This is a genomic window from uncultured Roseobacter sp. (assembly GCF_947496515.1).
Classification (GTDB): Bacteria; Pseudomonadota; Alphaproteobacteria; order Rhodobacterales; family Rhodobacteraceae; genus Roseobacter.
This window is the reverse complement of record NZ_CANMDB010000030.1, coordinates 1-16,138: the sequence shown is the minus strand read 5'-3', so window position 1 is coordinate 16,138 and position 16,138 is coordinate 1. Positions and strand designations below refer to the sequence as shown.

The following is a 16,138-nucleotide window of genomic DNA, read 5'->3' as shown; positions in this document are numbered from 1 at the left end:
GTGACCGCCATGACTTCCGCCCGGATCGGGTGGCGGCAGATGGGTCATACGGCACCGGCCCGTTCCTGGCCTGGCTCATGAAGCGTGAAGTCACGCCGCATGTGCCGGTACTGGATCGTCAGCATCAGACCAAGGGCAAATACGACATCAGCCATTTCCAATATGATCCGGAGCGCGACAGCTACACCTGCCTTGAAGGCCACGAAATGCCGCTGCGCCGGATCAAGCAGGCAGACCGGATCAAAAGCTACTTCGCCGGGAAAGACACCTGCGGCGCGTGCCCGATCAGGAAGGCTTGCACCGATGCACCGTTCCGAACCGTCACGCGCCACATGGATGAAGAGGCCCGCCAGACAGTCCGCGATCTGCGCGATACCGCAGCCTATGACGAGAGCCGACGACGACGAAAGAAAGTCGAGATGTTGTTCGCCCACCTGAAACGACATCTCGGCTTCAAACGCCTCCGGCTCCGGGGCCTCAAGGGAGCCAACGAAGAATTCCTCCTCGCCGCTACCGCCCAGAACCTAAAACGTCTTGCCAAAATGGTTCCCTGTTAGGGATAGGCACCGCCCACAATTGCAACCACTAAGAACACTGTCTTTGACTGCGATTACTGCGGTTTGGGAGGGCGCGCCTAGACCAAACACAAGATGTAGTGGGTCGAGTTTTTCACCTAAATCGGTCGTTTTTGGCCGTGCCTCTAGCCCTACCTTGGATCAATCGCTTAGCCAAGACAAAAACCCCCGGCAGAACTTGTGCGAAGTTGGCAGGTTTTTGTCTCGGTTGACGAGAGGCGTCCACAACCTTCTGTCAATGTCTGCTTTCGGGAAGCTGCGATGCAGCACTGAACCGCACACTCAGCGTCCGGTATGGGCCGAAAATCGACTGCTCGTAGCTCACATCAACTGACAGGCCGATTACTGTATTTTCACAATGTTTCTTGATATTTCACGATATTCCATTCAGCCTCTCTAGGCCTCTCATCCTCTTCAAAAGGGACCTGATGTACCCTCGATTTTTAGTTTTCTGCGTTGGCCTGATGACACCTGCATTTTCGTGGGCCATGGATTTCTCAATAGAAAGGCTTGATCTGCGGCCCATCCGTCCGCCGACCCTGCACATCACTGCCACTGGCGAGATCCAATCGGGCGACACCGAAAAGCTGAAGGCAGCGATCGAAGGAGCTGATGTATCAGACGTCAGAGACGTTCTAATTTTGTTCGATAGCCCTGGCGGTTCCCTAATGGAGAGCCTCAGAATGGGTGACTACATCGCCGACATCCCTGCAATCGTTTCTGCTCAGGTCGGCGCTTCAGATATGCCGAATGCAATATGTGCAAGCGCCTGTGTATACGCGTATATCGCAGCCGACTATCGCTACATCTCGAACGGTGCGCGAGTTGGCATTCATCGGTTCGGCTTCACGGAGACTGATCTCGATGGAAATGAAGGCGCTGCAATTGGCCAAGCGCTCTCTGGAATTCTCTCCGAATACATCCGGAGTCATCGAGTAGAACCAGATCTGTTTGAAGCGGTGTCCTTAATCGATCACAACGATATCCTCTGGGTATCGCACAGTGATTTGGAAAAATGGCGCGTTGTCACCAATGGCATCTACGACGAACAAGCCTCCTACATCAACCTGAACGGAAAGGTGGCATTGCGCATGAAGCAGGTCGCGATCACCGGAGACAGTTTCCTGACGCTCTTCTGCACAGAAACAGGGATTGCTGGAGTGGCGGATCTGCACGAGCCTGAACTTGCAGCCTACGGCACATTCGATCTGGGGATCGATGATGCATGGTACCCAGTAGACCGCTGGGACGTGCTCGATCGGTCAGACATGCGCGGCAAAGTCCTATTCGATATGCCCTCCGGAATTGCACCGGCAGCAATGAGAGCCGAGAAATTCGGAGCGAGGATTGTCTCGCCGGGCGGAGATTTGTTCTTCGGCTTCCAGCAGATTATCCGAAACGGGCTGCTGGACGAAATGATCCGTAGTTGCCCGACGCAAAACCATACCGCTGCTAGAACAATGATCGATCAGTATGCGACAGATTACCCAGGTGCGGATCTTACGACTGACGGCATACGCAATGTCACCTTCGCACAGTGCAAGGCGATTTGCATGGAATATGAACAGTGCAACGCTGTGTCATACGTTCAGAACAGGTCATGGTGCTGGCCAAAGTCTGGCGTCGAGCGCCAAAAGCCTACAACAGGGGTTATTAGCGCGTTTAAGAAATAGCTGACAGCAATGGCTTTGATTCAGGAAAACCGCGCTGCGTGCGATCGCTCCACAGAGCAGTGTAGCGCAGGAATTAGAGGCAGCGCCCGACTGTAGCAACGTGACGATTGGTGGAAGAGTCTGCAAATCTGATAGTTCGACGAGGCTCGGAGTTCGCTCTTGCAGCAAATGACCGCTAAGCGGGCTGCCACTGCAGCATCTGGTTTTCAAGCCGAGTGTCGGCTTTGGGCCGGTCACTGCCAAAGTTCGTTCAGCACATCGACGCGCTCCAGCGCTCGTCGCAGCGCATGGTTCGAAACACGCACATATATTTCCGTCGTTTTGAGGTTTGCGTGTCCAAGGAGCGCCTGGACCATACGGACGTCGATAACCTCTTCGATCAGGAGCGTCGCGGCCGAGTGCCGGAACCGGTGCGGGGTCAGGTGGGGTTCGATACCGAGACGTTTCGATAGTGTCCGCAGCCGCTTTCGGAAGGTTGCCGCGCGGAGCCGGCGCCCGGCCATGTTGAGGAACAGCGGCGAGGCAGTCGAGCCGTCTTTGGAACCTATCTGACAAAAGCGTCGAAAGTTCTCTTGCAGTTGCTGGTTCGGCACGAACACGATCCGCTCTTTGCTGCCCTTGCCGTTTACGAGGATCTGACTGCCGTCCGGCGACACGTCGCGGACCTTCAGATTTGTCAGTTCGCTGATCCGCAACCCTGTCACGATCAGCAGCTTGGTGATTAGGAGCGTGAAGGCACTCTGCGAGGTCGGCGCCGTGGCGTCTGTGCCAGACGTCGGCCGCACAGCGCTTTGACGCTCGCCGTACTCGAGAACCGCTTTGAGCGTCTCTCGGTCGATGGGGCGCGGCAGACGGCGCGGGATCCTCACAGAGATACGCACGTCATCGAAGGGCGAGGGCAGAGCGCTGTTCCGATCTGCGCGCCACGCAAAGTAGGACTTGAGGGTCACGAGGCGCCGCTCGATGGTCGCTGGCCGGGCGCCCAGTTCGTCGCTCAGATGCCGGTGGTAGGCGAGGATGTCGTCTTTCGACAGCGGATCGCTGAGTTGGTGTGCCTTGATGAAGTGCGCGAACGTGCGCAGATCCTGGGCATAGGCCCGGAGCGTGTGGTGGCCGAGGCTGCGCTCGTCGCGGCGCGAATTGACAAAGGCGGTATGATCGAAGCGGGACATGCTGAACTACTTTTCTTGAGTTCAGTCATTTCACCACAGCCGGGTCAGCGCTCCAAAATCGCCCGGCAGAGCGGTGACGATAATGGGACCCAAAAAAATATCCCATTCAAATCCAGCAGGAGGCGTCATTTGCTGATAGCAACCCGCCTGGGAGCTTGTTGCGGTATCGCTTGGCGTGAGAAATGTCCTACTCATGTTACTAAAACGACAGCGTGGCGTTCGAACCACGGATGAGAACCTGGAAGTCACCTCGGCTTCGCTCAACAACCTGTGTGCCAGATGGTTTTTGGCGGTTGCTGTTGAGTGCTTCGAAGACGATGCCGCCCACGGTTTGTGATGTGCCAGCCTCGAAAGGGGCGAAGGTATTATTCGAGATCATCAATGGCAGCTTGTCGATCACGGTTTGCGACGCGAGGACGACTGTGTCGCGTCGCAGCAAACCGATCATTGTCTCGGTGCTCAGATATTCGGGTGTCGCGCGAGTCAAGACGACGATGTCGGGGCTTCCGAACTGCCGGTACTGCGCCTGATCTCCTACGGGGTCGATCAGGATCGTCTGCCCGTCTAGGACGATGACGGTGCTCACCGCGTTTAGCTGGACGACGGTGGGATCTCCCGCCGACTGGACCTGAACGATGGCAGGATTTGCTACGTGGCCGATAGGCGGAATGGAGGAAGACATTGCGGGCTCCGCTAGGGCGGTGATTGAGGCAAAAGCGAAGGTCAGGATCATAGTTTGTTCTCCCAGCTATTGGTCAGCGTCGTGGCAGCTGTCACTTAGCACTTAAATGTAATAATGCGGTTGTTTCGAAGAATTTTAGCACTTTAATCTGAGAATCATCGAGCCTGCGTCTCATATCAACTGCATCTGTTGGGGTGGTCCCCACTCGATCGCGGGGGTTACCAAATGGTCGGTCGCCATGACAAATCGGTTTTTGTTGTCTCCCATCATGTGCCCTTGCAACATTCTCAGCATTGGCGGCCCTGCGTGGTCGATGATTGCCACGCCTGCTAGGAGCGCGGGACGGATGTGTAGCGGCAGAATGGGGTGCTTTGGCGAGAACGTGAACGCGGAGTCTTTGGTCAGAAGGTCGTCAAAATCGGGAACGATGGCGCCGAGGAGACGGTAGCGCCAGAGATCTCCGTCGCGAGGGGGTCGCCAGGGGATGCGGCGCATGAGTAGGAGTCGCGCAATCTCAAGAGGTGGCAACCATGTTTCAACGCCGCGTTCTGCGTGGTTGTGCAACAAGGTCTCACCGCGACGTGCCGCTGCGCGATACCGTGCAAGTGCCCAATCGCCGCCGCTGGAGGTTTTGTTCATGTAAGGTTCCCCACAGTGCGGGCAAGTGATCCGCCAACCTTGCAATCCGCTTCGAAGGATTGGCAGCGGGCCAGCAACGGAAGGGGTGCACCGCGCGCAGCGCTGCATCGGACTCTTGGCGATGAACCGGTGAGCGACTTTCGGGACCCCTGCGAAGCTCAGGCCGTGTACAAGTTTCGGGCTGGCGCCGAACATCCCTGCAATCTGGTTCGCGTGGACTTTCGTCAGAGAAAGGTCGATTGGCCCAAGAGATGTCGCATCCGGTAATCCATGGCGCAGCATGGTCAACGGTGTGACTCCGTAGAAGTTCGCGTGGCGACTGATCCAGGATGACAGGAGTTCGCCGCGCAGGGGTGGCAAGGTGACGGGCAGGGGTGCCGTCATGCGAAGGCCGCTTCGGTATCAAATGCAGGCACCCAGGCCTCGACGGCGCTGTCGGTAATGCGTTCGGTACCGCTTTCGATGGCCTCGATCGCAAGGCTGCCCAGCATCTGGAAGATATTTGCCGTAATGCCGTCCGTGATCTGTAGAATACGCCGCAGGGACTTCGCTGTCAGCACAGAGGGACGCCGCAATGGAGTATTGCGCAGGATCGACGCGATCAGCGTCTCGAAGTCCTCGTTGGCGGCCCAACGGTTCAGGGTGATCTGCTCGAAGCGGCGCGCAAGTTGAACGTCACCGCCGATGGCTTCCCGGGCGTCGTTCACGCCAAAGCAGACCAGTGAGATTTGGAGCCGGTTGCTGAGAAAGCGCAGCATGTTGAGCACGATACGTTGCTCTCGATAGGTCCCGGCGAGGATGTTGTGAACTTCGTCGATGACCAGCACCTGGACACCGATGGCCTTCATGATCCGCATGGTCGCCTGTTCCATCTGAGCAATATCGGCCCGTGGTGCCTGGGGCGCGCCGAGGAGGGAAAGCAGTTCGCCATAGAATCGCCGTTCTCCGGGGCGGCTGACCATTTCCATGGCCAGGACTGGTGTTTTCAAGATCCCGGTCCGGCGAGCGAGATGTGGCGGATGCTGGTCGCGGAAGCGTTGCATGATCATAGTCTTGCCCATCCCGCTGTCGCCATAGATCGCGAGAGACGGCATGCGGGGGCCTCTCGGATGATCAAGGAGCGCCTTAAGGCGATCGAGGGCTTGCTTCGCGCGAGGGTAGAGAACCCAACGGCGGGACCTGATGGCGCGAATGCGTCCCGCTTGGGGTTCAGACAGCAGGGCCGCGGCGTCGGCGGTCAGATGAGGGTGATCGTTCGTCATATTGGCTCCAGCTCATTCGGTGTCCTCAACAAAGGGCACCGGTTTGCTGGAGTCGACACCACGGAGTGTGCCCATGTCCCGGAGGTCATCGCCTCGCCTCGACTGAGCCTTGCCGCGCCGCGCGGCCGCGGTTTTTTTGACGGCCTTGTCAACCAACTTCCGCTGTTCGAGCGCGGTCCTCACGACAGCGCGGCTATCGACTTCACGCCGCCCTCTCTCACGCAGGGTGCGCCTCGCCGTCAAAGCCTCCTGCAAGGAAATGGGTGCCAGGGTCAGGTCCGCGTAGCGGGCTTCTACGAAGTTGTTCGAGGGACGCCTAACAAAGACGCGCGACATATCACGGGGATCGTACTTCACCAGAAGTCGCTTCTCTGTTCGGCCGACATCGGCGCTGAGCGCCGCGGACCAGTAGCGCAAACCAAACAGATGGATGCCGGTCGGGCGCAAGGTCCGCTCCTGTTCCGGCAGGAAAGAGACCCAGAACTGCAGTCGATCCTGCGGCAGCCGCAGGGGGATCTCTCCTTCGTGGTCCCGCCAGACGGCGAGGGGAGGGCGGCTCAGCGAACTGTGGATGGATTGATGATAGGACCCGACAATGTCGAGGGCGATGTAGCGCTCCAACTCGCGCAAGGTCAGCGCCGCATGTTTCTTTGAATCATACTCCGCGAGGTCCTCAGCGTTGCTGAAGGTCGTGCCAGGCAAAAGGTGCAGCCGTCCCATCTGGGTGCCGATCAGCCGCTCGATATGTCCGCCGAAGCGCGGCGTGCCCGGCGGCCGCCAGTCGATCGCAATGCCCGCATTCTCGCAACCACGCTTGAAGGCGCGACTCCGGAAATCCGCGCCGTTGTCCACATGAACCCGGTCCGGAAGGCCGGCCACGGGCCAAGGCTCCTCGATCTCGCGCGCCTTTAGCCAGGTAGTCTTGTCATAAACCGAATGCAGTAAGCACAGGCTCGTCGAAAGCCGGGATGGCGCGTCCATGGTCAGGTAGAACCCAGTTACCATGCGGCTGAAGACATCCATGGCCAGGGTCAGCCAGGGTCGTCCGATCGGTTCCCGGGTTTCCTCATCGACCACAAAGATGTCGGCCTTCGTGTGGTCAATCTGAACGACCTCAAGGGGTCGGGAGGTGCTCAGTGTTCCGGGGACCGCCGTCGTTGCTTTTATGATCTGCGTCTCGCCACGACGTCGTGCCCGGTGCCGCAGGTCCAGGTCACCCAGACGCCGCTCAATCGTTCGACGATGCGGCGGCTTCAATCCTTCCGCGGCGCAATTCGTTTCAATGTCCCGTACCAACTGCGAGACCGTCGGGCGGGTCGGTTTCAGATAGTATTTGCGGATCGCCGTCTCGACGATCTCTTCCCGTTGAGCATCCAAAGCGCGATGGCCCATCGGACGTCCGCGCTTGGTTTCAACCAGCGACATGACGGTTCCGTTCGCCCGAAACCGCCTCAGTAAGCGGTAGGTCGTCGCTTGGCTGACCTGCAGCTCGGAGGCAAGATCGGCAATAGCGGCCACGCTTGATTCACCGGAACTGGACTCCAGGAACCTGCGTATCGCGGCCGCACGGCGGCAGGCTTCGGCCCACAGGGCGTTGTCTATCTCGTCCGGAAGTGGTTCGGTCATGATGAAAGCCCGACAAAATCGGAGCCACGATTATCGAATTAAGTGCTTAAGTCCAGCCTCAATTATCAAATTAAGTGCTAATTCGCATATTTAAGTGAAAAGCTAAGATGTTGAAATTACGTAGAACAAATTATCAGCTTTAAGAGCTAAGTCACACAAGGCGGGACGAACTGACTGCAGCCCATGAGAAAGCGGTAGACGGCGAAAAGGCCGCGGCGATCAATCTAAGTGGAGCCCAAGAAGCAGTCTCGAGCGCTGCCTCAAGTGCAAAAAGAGCTACCCTTGCCTTCACTAAAGCCAAGACTGAGTTCGGCGAGCGGCTGAGCACGGCCAATTTAGACGTGACGAGCTTTGAAGCTGCGAAAGAGGACGTTCCTCAATGCGACGTGTTCGAGGACCAGATCAGCTCGTACAACCAGCGCGTAGCAGCTAATAAAGCGCAGCTTGAAAGACTGTTGCAGGAGATCGGCCAGCGAACCCCTCCAGACATCGAGGCGTTGACGGCTGCCAGGGACACCGCCCAGTCAAAGCTGGAAGACGGCCAGCAGACCCTGACCCGTTTGAAACGTGACCTAGAAGCCAAGCACGAGACGCAGAAAAAAGTCGACGCGCTTTCGGCCCGTATCGCGGAACTCGAGGCGGAGTATGGTCCAATCGGCGAGCTCTCGGACCTGGTCAACGGGAACAATGATCGGAAGGTTCGGCTCCCCGATTTTGCGATTGCGGCGATGTTCGATGAGGTCCTGGTTGCCGCCAATCAAAGGCTCGGGCCAATGACAGATGGAAGGTATCAACTCCTTCGACCAGACGATGTTGTTGGCGGGCGGCAGAAACGAGGGCTGGATATCGCCGTCTTCGACGCCAACACGGAGAAGTCGCGCCCGACAAAAACGCTGTCTGGAGGTGAAGGGTTTCAGGCGTCGCTCGCGCTCGCTCTCGGATTGTCCGATGTCGTCCAACAGAACAGTGGCGGCATTAAGCTGGATGCCATCTTCATTGACGAGGGCTTCGGCACCCTGGACGAAGACACTCTCAACACTGCGCTTGAGACGCTCTACGAGCTAACCAACGATAAAAGGTCGGTTGGGTTGATCTCTCACACTGAGCAAGTGAAATCCATGATCACGGAGGGGTTTGACATCGAGGTCACACCTTCTGGCTCCCACGTTCACCCACGAAGATCCGCGGCTTAACCAGAGGAGATCACCATGCCGTATTCCACGAACCCCAAAGCCCAGCATGTCTGGGAGAAAGCACGCCGCGTAAAAGGGAAGAACCCCAATCTTTATCGGCGGGACGCTCAAGGCAACTTGATCTACAAGCCTGCCTACAACCGAGACAGCCCCATGGGTTGGCAGGTTGATCACATCTGGCCAAGGTCGAAAGGTGGCTCGGATGCGCGGCGTAATCTTCAAGCTCTTCAAACTGGCGCAAACAAGCGCAAATCGAACAAGGCACCTATAGGGACGAAGACTTCGGTTCGCAGACGTCGTCGCCGATAGAAAGCGCTTAACGTCAGCTGAAATTTTCGCGCTACCGATTGGCGTACTATTGATGGCAGAACGTTCGGAAATGTTGGTGCCGAAGGATGGATATCGAAAGAAGCGTTCGCGACGAGCTGGCCTTGTTGCTACGGAACGATTTTGACTGTGCACAAGAGGTTGAGCTGCGCACGATCAGTGGCCACAAAGTGAGATGTGATTTGCTCGCGATCCCACGACGGGCAGAATTCTCGAGCTGCAACCTAGCTTTCGAATGCAAACGTCCAAGCCATGACTGGCACTACGCGCTTTGGTCTCGAGCCATCAAACAGGCCGCAGACAACGTAGATGCCGAGGTCATTGACAAAAGGTTCCCGAGTGGAAGCTCTGTCAGAGCTGCCTTTCTCTTTCCCGCGCCCATGCTTGTACCACGTGGCAGTCCTCAGTCAGAAAATGAGCTGATCCGCGACGGTTTCGAAGAGGCTGTGGCTGGTATGTTTCATCTAGCCCTAATGTTTCGAACGGGGAAGGCTGGCTTGACTAGGCGGGGCAGGGATAAGTTTCTGAGCTTAGTATTAGGGCCAAACGAGATTTGGAACGCAGAAGGTGGATTTACAAAAAATGGACACGATCTTCTGTTGGGCGGAAAACCGATTGGTTCGAGTAATCGCAAATAGGTGTTTCTCCCGACAAGCATAGCCATCGACCGTTCCTGCTTTAGCACTTCTACATCGCGCCAGATTCCCACACTGGGAATTCGCATCATCGGATGCCGAAAGTCGTACTGGATCAATCACTAAGAAGACGTAAAGTAGCTACCGCTTTGCCCAAGCAGCACTTTCTTGCGCCTGCAATTGCAGGTTGTTGGTGCATTTTGTACCGTAGCCGACATCAAAATCGGGTTCGGTATCTGAACTTCAAAATCGCACCACAGGTGCACCCTTAGGCAAGGCGCAGAGCAAGAATGCACATCAACAAAATCTTCATACAAAATTTTAAGAGATTTCGCAGTGAGTATTTTGATTTCAACAAGGACATCAACGTTCTTGTCGGCGATAACGAAAGTGGCAAAAGTACGATCTTGGAGGCAATTGAACTTTGTTTGAACCTTCGACATCATGGCAAACCGCTCGCAGCGAGCTTGTCTGCGGATTTATTCAATACCGATGCTGTTGCGGAATTTCTCGCTGGGCCGAAAGATCAAGGCAGCTTCCCAGAGATTTTGATCGAAGCGTATCTTGAGGGCGAGTGTGAGCTCAAAGGAAACAACAACACGCTCGGTTCAAATTGTCCCGGCATCTTTGTCCGCGTTTTCTTTGATCCTGATCTAGCCTCAGCTTATATCGAATACTCGAAGAGCACTGAGAATATCCACTCACTTCCCATCGAATTTTACCGATATGAATGGTATGCCTTCTCTTGGGAAAAACTGTCGCCATACAACAAGAAAATCTCCTGCCTGTTTGTCGATCCAACTGCATTGCACCCAACAATGGGGGCAAGGAGGTACATTTCTGACATTCTCGAAACAGCTCTTGAGAAGGAAGACAAGACAATCCTGAACACGAACTATCGACAATTGAAGGCAAAGTTTGATGCAGAGCCTGATGTCGTAAAGGTCAACAGCGAGCTAGATAAGCAAGATGACATAACCAGGAAAAACCTTGAATTCTCAATCGAAAGCTCACCTCAGACCAGTTGGGAAAACAATCTGCAGCTTACTCTGGACAGCATCCCTTTTTCGCAGATTGGAAAAGGTGAGCAGCATCAGGTTCAGATGAAGCTCGCTCTTTGGAAAAAATCGACTGCTGCCAATGTTGTTATGATCGAAGAGCCAGAAATTCACCTATCACACATGAATTTGGTAAAGCTGGTAAAGTTCATAGAAGACAAGCACCAGGGTCAGCAGATTTTTCTAACGACCCATAGCTCATATGTACTCAATAAACTGAGCTTTGAGAAAATCTGTCTCCTGGCGGATGGCTACAAACGTCTACATGAAGTTGAACCCAAAACCGTTCAAACACTCAAGCGACTTCCAGGCTACGATACCCTGCGCGTGGTTCTCAGCAAGAAAGTGATCTTGGTAGAAGGTCCATCAGATGAACTGGTGCTCAAGAAACTCTATCACAAGCGATTTTCTAGGCTTCCCGAGGAAGACGGTATCGATATCATTGTGGTTCGGGGCATAGGATTCAAAAACTTCTTGAATATCGCACAGCATCTGGGAAACGCAGTTCATGTCGTCAAGGACAACGATGGCGACTGGCAAAGGAACATCGTTGAGTGGAAGGCGCCCTTTGACGGGTACAAGGCTATCACGGTATTCTCGCCAGAGCCGGCCAACGAAAACTCCTTGGAGCCTGCGTTAATATCGGCCAACGCTAGTTCGCAAACCGAGCTGGATGCTTATGCCAAGATTGTTTTGTCGAGCCGAACATTCAGTCAATACGACTCGGGTGATCTAGCTGCGAGACGGGCGTTCCTAACCAATTGGTTCTCAGGTGACGGAACAGGAAGCAGGAAGGTAGACTCCGCGATGCGCATCTTCGAGTCGGACGCCGAATTTAAGGCGCCGAATTACCTTGTTGAGGCTCTGAAGTTTGACTAAGGAGCTGATCATTGCGTGTGCTGGAGCCGGAAAATCCGCCAAAATCATCGATGATGCGATTGCTCGGTATCGAGATCAGAAACGCTCACTGATATTGACCTATACGGATTGCAACCAGCGCCAGATTATCCAACGAATTTCTTCGAAATTGGGGGCTGTGCCGCCTGAAATCAGAGTCAAAGGATGGTTCACTTTCTTGTTGGAGGACATGGTACGACCGTACCAGTCGTGCATCCTAGGTGTCCGAGTAAGCGGCTTGAATTTCAATGAAACCGATCCACACAAGCGAAGTGGATACACTATTCCAGGTCGGTCGGAGCGCGCATTAGATGGAACCATAAATTTTAAGCACTTCGTCACAAAAGAGACTCACAAAGCTCACTCCGCATACTTGTCAAAACTTGCTTGCAGAGTCGCGGAGGAGACGAATGTCGTGAGAAAAATCGGGCGCAAAACCTACAAAATTGGCTGCGCAACCGAGCGCCTTGAGGAGATTTATGACGTCATCTTTATTGATGAGGTTCAAGATCTCGTCGGCTGGGACTTCGAACTGCTGCAGTTGTTTTCAGCCTGCTCCGACCTAGACGTCATTTGTGTTGGAGATTTCAGGCAGACCATCTACCAAACCGCTAATGCTCAGAAGAAACCCAAGAGCAACGTTGAAAAAGTGGCATATTTTCAGGATATTGGGTTTGCTCAAGCCAGCATGAATAGGAGCCGTCGCTCTGTCGCTTCCATCTGTGAGTTTTCCGACAAGATACACCATGGCCTCGGATTTCCCTCCACAGTTTCGGACGTCGATGAGCGGAAACTACCGGCGTCGGTGGCTGAGCATCTTGGCGTGTTCGCCGTGAAGAGAGCCGACTTCGAGGCCTACTACGAGCGTTATCGTCCAACTATTCTGCGGCAGAGCCACTCCGCTGAGCAGGAGATTTGTTCGGGGCGCGAAGCGTTCAACTTTGGCAAATCCAAAGGTATGACATTCGGTCGAACACTAATCCTACCCACAGGACCGCAGAAAGCATTCTTGCAAGGCAATTCGAGTGCAATTGCGGCCGGCTCTACTGATAAGGCTGTAAACGCATTCTACGTAGCTTCTACCAGGGCTCGATACAGCACCGGCTTCTTGCTAGATGAGGAGGTCAGCGTCGACGGCGTTACTACGTGGTGCCCGTGATGCGACAACGTCAATATGATGGAAACGACGCCTCGTTCATCGTGGCAGGAAATGACGAAAGCCAGGTGATCGAGAAGGGGCATGATGGACCCTTGTTGAGGCGTGCTTTCAGTTCATCACAGCGTCTAAATTCGTCGTAGTCGGTGTTCCCCAGCCGGTAACGATAATGGGCCCGCCTATTGGTTCTCCTGATTTATCCCCGCGACGCAGTCGGTTTGGCCTACGTGTCGTTGGTCGTAGCAAGATAGGGCACGACGCCTGGACAAGCTATACGTTGTAGAGTGCCGTCCTGCGTGAAGCAGTTGCAGGTCGAAGCGCATCGGCATTAAGACAGTTGATCAGGCGCATTCTGGGAAACGCCAGAGCGGTTCGATCCCTTGTTGCGGGCATTTCTTGAGGATGTCGCGGCGGCGTGACGATGCCGGTTTGCCGCTGCCGTCACGCGGCGGCGGCGAGGCGGGTGATTTCCTCGATCACTTCATCCGCCGACCTGACGCGCGCGAAAGGGAGTGGGCAAAAGCTGGTGGTCGACGTGGTAGGGTAAGGTTTCGAAACAAGGCGGGACCCACCATGGATGTAAGTATTTTTGTCGAGACGACGTTTGACGATGGAGAAACCAAGAGGCGCAATATCGGTCGACTTCGCCGTGCGCCGGACGAGTTGGATTCCGAGAATTTAGGCCTTTTCCTCGACGACGCAAAGTCCTTGCTGAGGGGCTTGCAGGAAGCGATTGTGCAAGATCAGGTCGGTGAAGCAATAGAGGCTCGCCGGAAATGCGTTAGCTGTGCCAAACAACGCGCGATCCATGATGATCGAGGTCGTATTCTCGACACTCTTTTTGGGCGAATTCAGGTGAAGTGGCCAAGGCTTCGACGCTGCATGTGCCAACCGGTTGGGATCGCGAAATCTGGGCCGCAATCACCACTTGCCGGGCTGTTCTCTGACCGTGCGACTCCCGAACTTCGTCGCCTACAGGCTGAATTGGGGGCCAGGCACTCGTTTCGGGAAGCTGCTCGATTGATCGAATTGTTCCTGCCGTGTTCGGGTCAGTCGAACACGACCGTTCGAAATCGCTTGGGTCGCGTCGCCGACGAGCTAGGCCAAGGAGACGCGGGTACAATCGCGCCACGCTCATCACTGACCGTTTTTCTGGATGGTGCGCACATACGATGTCGCCCTGAATACCAGAAACGCCACCTGGATGTCGTGGTCGGCAAGGTTGAAAGCGCCAATTTGAGCCGACGGTTTGGCCTCGTGCAGCAAGCCGCCAATTCTCCTGCAAAGCACCTCCGACATGATCTGATTGCGCAGGGCTGGGACGGTCAGAGCAAAGTGACCGTGATCTCAGATGGCGAACCTTCACTGCCGAATTTGGTGAGGCGTGCCGTTCGAGGTCCCGTCACCCACATACTGGACTGGTGGCATATCTCGATGCGGGTCAAGCACATTGAAAATGCGGTGCGGGGACTTCTGCAATCGCGGGGCTTTTCAGGGTTGCTGCTACTCTTCGAGCGACCAGCCGATTCACTGCGTTGGTACCTTTGGCACGGCAAAGCGATGACCGCCGCGACAATCCTCAAAGTTCTTCAGATCGATTGCGATCGTCTGCACACCGAAACCCGAGAGTTACGAGAGGCAGCCAAGCGCGTCAGAGCTCGGTGCCAGGACCTCTATTCCTACCTTGCGAACCACTTCGACGCGCTCGTAGATTACGGCCATCGGCACCGGAACGGCCTCGCAGTTTCGTCGTCCCGGGCAGAAGGCTGTGTTGATGACATCGGCAACACCCGCATGGGCAAGCGGCGGCGGATGAGATGGTCACCGCGGGGCGCGCATCGGGTTGCTGTCACTCGCGCCGCTGTGCTCGACGGAAGGTTAGGCGTCTCAAAGCAGGCCGCTTGACCACCAGCTTTTGCCCACTCCCGCTGCTATGTGCGACCAACCCGTTGTGCCAATTGGGTGACCGTCAGTCCCTGCACGATGATCGAAAAAACGACGACGATATAGGTCGCCGTAAGTATCAGCGGCTTCCACTCCCCGTCGGGCAAGGACAGTGCCAACGCAACGGAAATACCGCCCTTTAGGCCGCCCCAGGTCATTATCGGGATAACGCCTTTGGAGAAATCCCGGAAGGGTTTCAGGATCAACACCGGTACCGCGACGGCGGCAAGCCTTGCCAGCAGAGCAAGCGCAATAGCGATAGAACCGGAAATCAGGAGATCATATTCGAAGGCTACGGCGAAGACTTCGAACCCGATCATCAAGAACAGCACTGCATTCAGGATCTCATCGATAAGCTTCCAAAACGCCTCGACATATTTGCGGGTCTCCTCCGACATGCCATGTTTGGTGCCGATGTCTCCGATCAAGAGCCCGGCACAGACGGCCATGATGGGGGCAGAGACGTGGAGCCATACAGCCAATTCGTAGCCCCCAAAGGCGAGGCCGAGTGTAATCAGAACTTCCAACGAGTAGTCGTCGATCTGCCGCATGACCCGAAAGGTCAGCCAACCCAAAACAAGCCCCAAGAGAGCGCCACCTACAGCTTCCTGCACAAAAAGAAACGCGGCGTCAGCGAGGCCGTTGCCATGATGGGCGTCGGACGGAAAGGCGAGGCCGACAAGGACGAGAAACACCACGTAGCCGACACCATCATTGAAAAGGCTCTCACCGGCAATCTTGGTCTCCAGTGACTTTGGCAAATTTGCTTCACGCAGGACGCCCAGCACTGCCACAGGGTCGGTCGGCGATATGAGCGCCCCAAATACGAACGCGATCATAAGCGGCATACCAGTGATCCAGTTGAAACCAATTCCGACAATGGCAGTCGACAAACCGATGCCGATGGTCGCCATCAGAAGAATTACCAGCCAGGCCTTGCGCAAGTCGGAGAGCTTTACATGCAGGGCACCTGCAAAAAGCAGAAGGCCCAGCATGCCTTCCATCAAGGCTTCGGAGAACTCCAGTTCCAGGACCTGCGCGCGAATTTGCTCCTCCACTGTGAGTGCAGGAAAGAGCGCATCAGTCGCAATCACCACAAAGGATGCAACAAGCGCGACCACGAGGATGCCGATCGCCGATGGAAGCCGCAGGAAGAGGTAATTTATCGCTCCGAATGCGCCTGCAAGGACGATCAGTAGCGAAGCGATTTGCAGAAGTGACATGTGATCCTCCCCCACTGGAGTGGTCCTCCGCTATGTTTAGGAAAACGGAGGAATACCATGGCAAACAAGCGACCAA

At 55.4% G+C, this 16,138-nt stretch carries 13 protein-coding genes; 7 read left to right on the top strand and 6 right to left on the bottom strand.

Features of this window, described 5'->3' with window-relative positions; all coding sequences use genetic code 11:
• Both Q1A53_RS22870 and Q1A53_RS22865 read left to right on the top strand, forming a co-directional pair.
• Nucleotides 1-557: transposase (locus Q1A53_RS22870; protein ID WP_299971539.1), on the top strand; the 557-nt coding region annotated here is incomplete at its 5' end.
• Between the two features lie 383 nt (nucleotides 558-940).
• Complete coding sequence (locus Q1A53_RS22865; RefSeq protein ID WP_299971537.1) at nucleotides 941-2,248, top strand: PAN domain-containing protein; 1,308 nt, start codon at nucleotides 941-943, stop codon at nucleotides 2,246-2,248.
• A gap of 233 nt (nucleotides 2,249-2,481) precedes the next feature.
• On the opposite strand, the gene Q1A53_RS22860 is transcribed toward Q1A53_RS22865, so the two are convergent.
• The 5 genes from Q1A53_RS22860 to Q1A53_RS22840 form a co-directional block, all read right to left on the bottom strand.
• The gene (locus Q1A53_RS22860) at nucleotides 2,482-3,420 is read right to left on the bottom strand and encodes a tyrosine-type recombinase/integrase (RefSeq protein WP_299971534.1); all 939 of its coding nucleotides are present in this window, start codon (nucleotides 3,418-3,420) and stop codon (nucleotides 2,482-2,484) included.
• 199 nt (nucleotides 3,421-3,619) lie between these two features.
• Entirely contained in the window at nucleotides 3,620-4,153 is a 534-nt protein-coding gene (locus Q1A53_RS22855; RefSeq protein ID WP_299971531.1) for a hypothetical protein, read from the bottom strand.
• A gap of 120 nt (nucleotides 4,154-4,273) precedes the next feature.
• Nucleotides 4,274-5,125 carry a TniQ family protein gene (locus Q1A53_RS22850; RefSeq protein ID WP_299971527.1) on the bottom strand — a complete coding sequence of 284 codons (852 nt, stop codon included), beginning with the start codon at nucleotides 5,123-5,125 and terminating at the stop codon, nucleotides 4,274-4,276.
• Nucleotides 5,122-6,003, bottom strand: coding sequence for a TniB family NTP-binding protein (locus Q1A53_RS22845; RefSeq protein ID WP_299971524.1), 882 nt, complete (start codon nucleotides 6,001-6,003; stop codon nucleotides 5,122-5,124). The genes Q1A53_RS22850 and Q1A53_RS22845 overlap by 4 nt, the downstream gene beginning before the upstream one ends.
• 12 nt (nucleotides 6,004-6,015) lie before the next feature.
• Complete coding sequence (locus tag Q1A53_RS22840) at nucleotides 6,016-7,629, bottom strand: Mu transposase C-terminal domain-containing protein (RefSeq protein ID WP_299971521.1); 1,614 nt, start codon at nucleotides 7,627-7,629, stop codon at nucleotides 6,016-6,018.
• 341 nt (nucleotides 7,630-7,970) lie between these two features.
• Here Q1A53_RS22840 and Q1A53_RS22835 point away from each other — a divergent pair, with 341 nt between their 5' ends.
• The 5 genes from Q1A53_RS22835 (at nucleotide 7,971) to Q1A53_RS22815 (ending at nucleotide 14,800) form a co-directional block, all read left to right on the top strand.
• Nucleotides 7,971-8,822 (top strand): SbcC/MukB-like Walker B domain-containing protein, encoded by an 852-nt coding sequence (locus Q1A53_RS22835; RefSeq protein WP_299971518.1) that lies wholly within the window; start codon nucleotides 7,971-7,973, stop codon nucleotides 8,820-8,822.
• 15 nt (nucleotides 8,823-8,837) lie between these two features.
• Complete coding sequence (locus Q1A53_RS23515; protein WP_366873044.1) at nucleotides 8,838-9,131, top strand: HNH endonuclease domain-containing protein; 294 nt, start codon at nucleotides 8,838-8,840, stop codon at nucleotides 9,129-9,131.
• A 943-nt stretch (nucleotides 9,132-10,074) separates the two neighbouring features.
• Nucleotides 10,075-11,721, top strand: a complete 1,647-nt coding sequence (locus tag Q1A53_RS22825) for an AAA family ATPase (RefSeq protein ID WP_299971515.1) — start codon at nucleotides 10,075-10,077, stop codon at nucleotides 11,719-11,721.
• Nucleotides 11,714-12,898, top strand: coding sequence for a UvrD-helicase domain-containing protein (locus Q1A53_RS22820; protein WP_299971512.1), 1,185 nt, complete (start codon nucleotides 11,714-11,716; stop codon nucleotides 12,896-12,898). Before Q1A53_RS22825 ends, Q1A53_RS22820 begins: the two co-directional genes overlap by 8 nt.
• A gap of 570 nt (nucleotides 12,899-13,468) precedes the next feature.
• Complete coding sequence (locus Q1A53_RS22815) at nucleotides 13,469-14,800, top strand: ISKra4 family transposase (RefSeq protein ID WP_299971509.1); 1,332 nt, start codon at nucleotides 13,469-13,471, stop codon at nucleotides 14,798-14,800.
• A gap of 26 nt (nucleotides 14,801-14,826) precedes the next feature.
• Here the strand turns inward: Q1A53_RS22815 and Q1A53_RS22810 are convergent, their stop codons facing one another.
• Entirely contained in the window at nucleotides 14,827-16,062 is a 1,236-nt protein-coding gene (locus Q1A53_RS22810; RefSeq protein WP_299971506.1) for a sodium:proton antiporter, read from the bottom strand.
• Between the last annotated feature and the right edge of the window lie 76 nt (nucleotides 16,063-16,138).

Excerpts from the sequence above, each read along its gene's own strand:
- Q1A53_RS22860 (WP_299971534.1), bottom strand. The coding sequence starts at position 3,420 with ATGTCCCGCTTCGATCATACCGCCTTTGTCAATTCGCGCCGCGACGAG.
- Q1A53_RS22855 (WP_299971531.1), bottom strand. The coding sequence starts at position 4,153 with ATGATCCTGACCTTCGCTTTTGCCTCAATCACCGCCCTAGCGGAGCCC.
- Q1A53_RS22850 (WP_299971527.1), bottom strand. The coding sequence starts at position 5,125 with ATGACGGCACCCCTGCCCGTCACCTTGCCACCCCTGCGCGGCGAACTC.
- Q1A53_RS22845 (WP_299971524.1), bottom strand. The coding sequence starts at position 6,003 with ATGACGAACGATCACCCTCATCTGACCGCCGACGCCGCGGCCCTGCTG.
- Q1A53_RS22840 (WP_299971521.1), bottom strand. The coding sequence starts at position 7,629 with ATGACCGAACCACTTCCGGACGAGATAGACAACGCCCTGTGGGCCGAA.
- Q1A53_RS23515 (WP_366873044.1), top strand. The coding sequence starts at position 8,838 with ATGCCGTATTCCACGAACCCCAAAGCCCAGCATGTCTGGGAGAAAGCA.
- Q1A53_RS22825 (WP_299971515.1), top strand. The coding sequence starts at position 10,075 with ATGCACATCAACAAAATCTTCATACAAAATTTTAAGAGATTTCGCAGT.
- Q1A53_RS22815 (WP_299971509.1), top strand. The coding sequence starts at position 13,469 with ATGGATGTAAGTATTTTTGTCGAGACGACGTTTGACGATGGAGAAACC.
- Q1A53_RS22810 (WP_299971506.1), bottom strand. The coding sequence starts at position 16,062 with ATGTCACTTCTGCAAATCGCTTCGCTACTGATCGTCCTTGCAGGCGCA.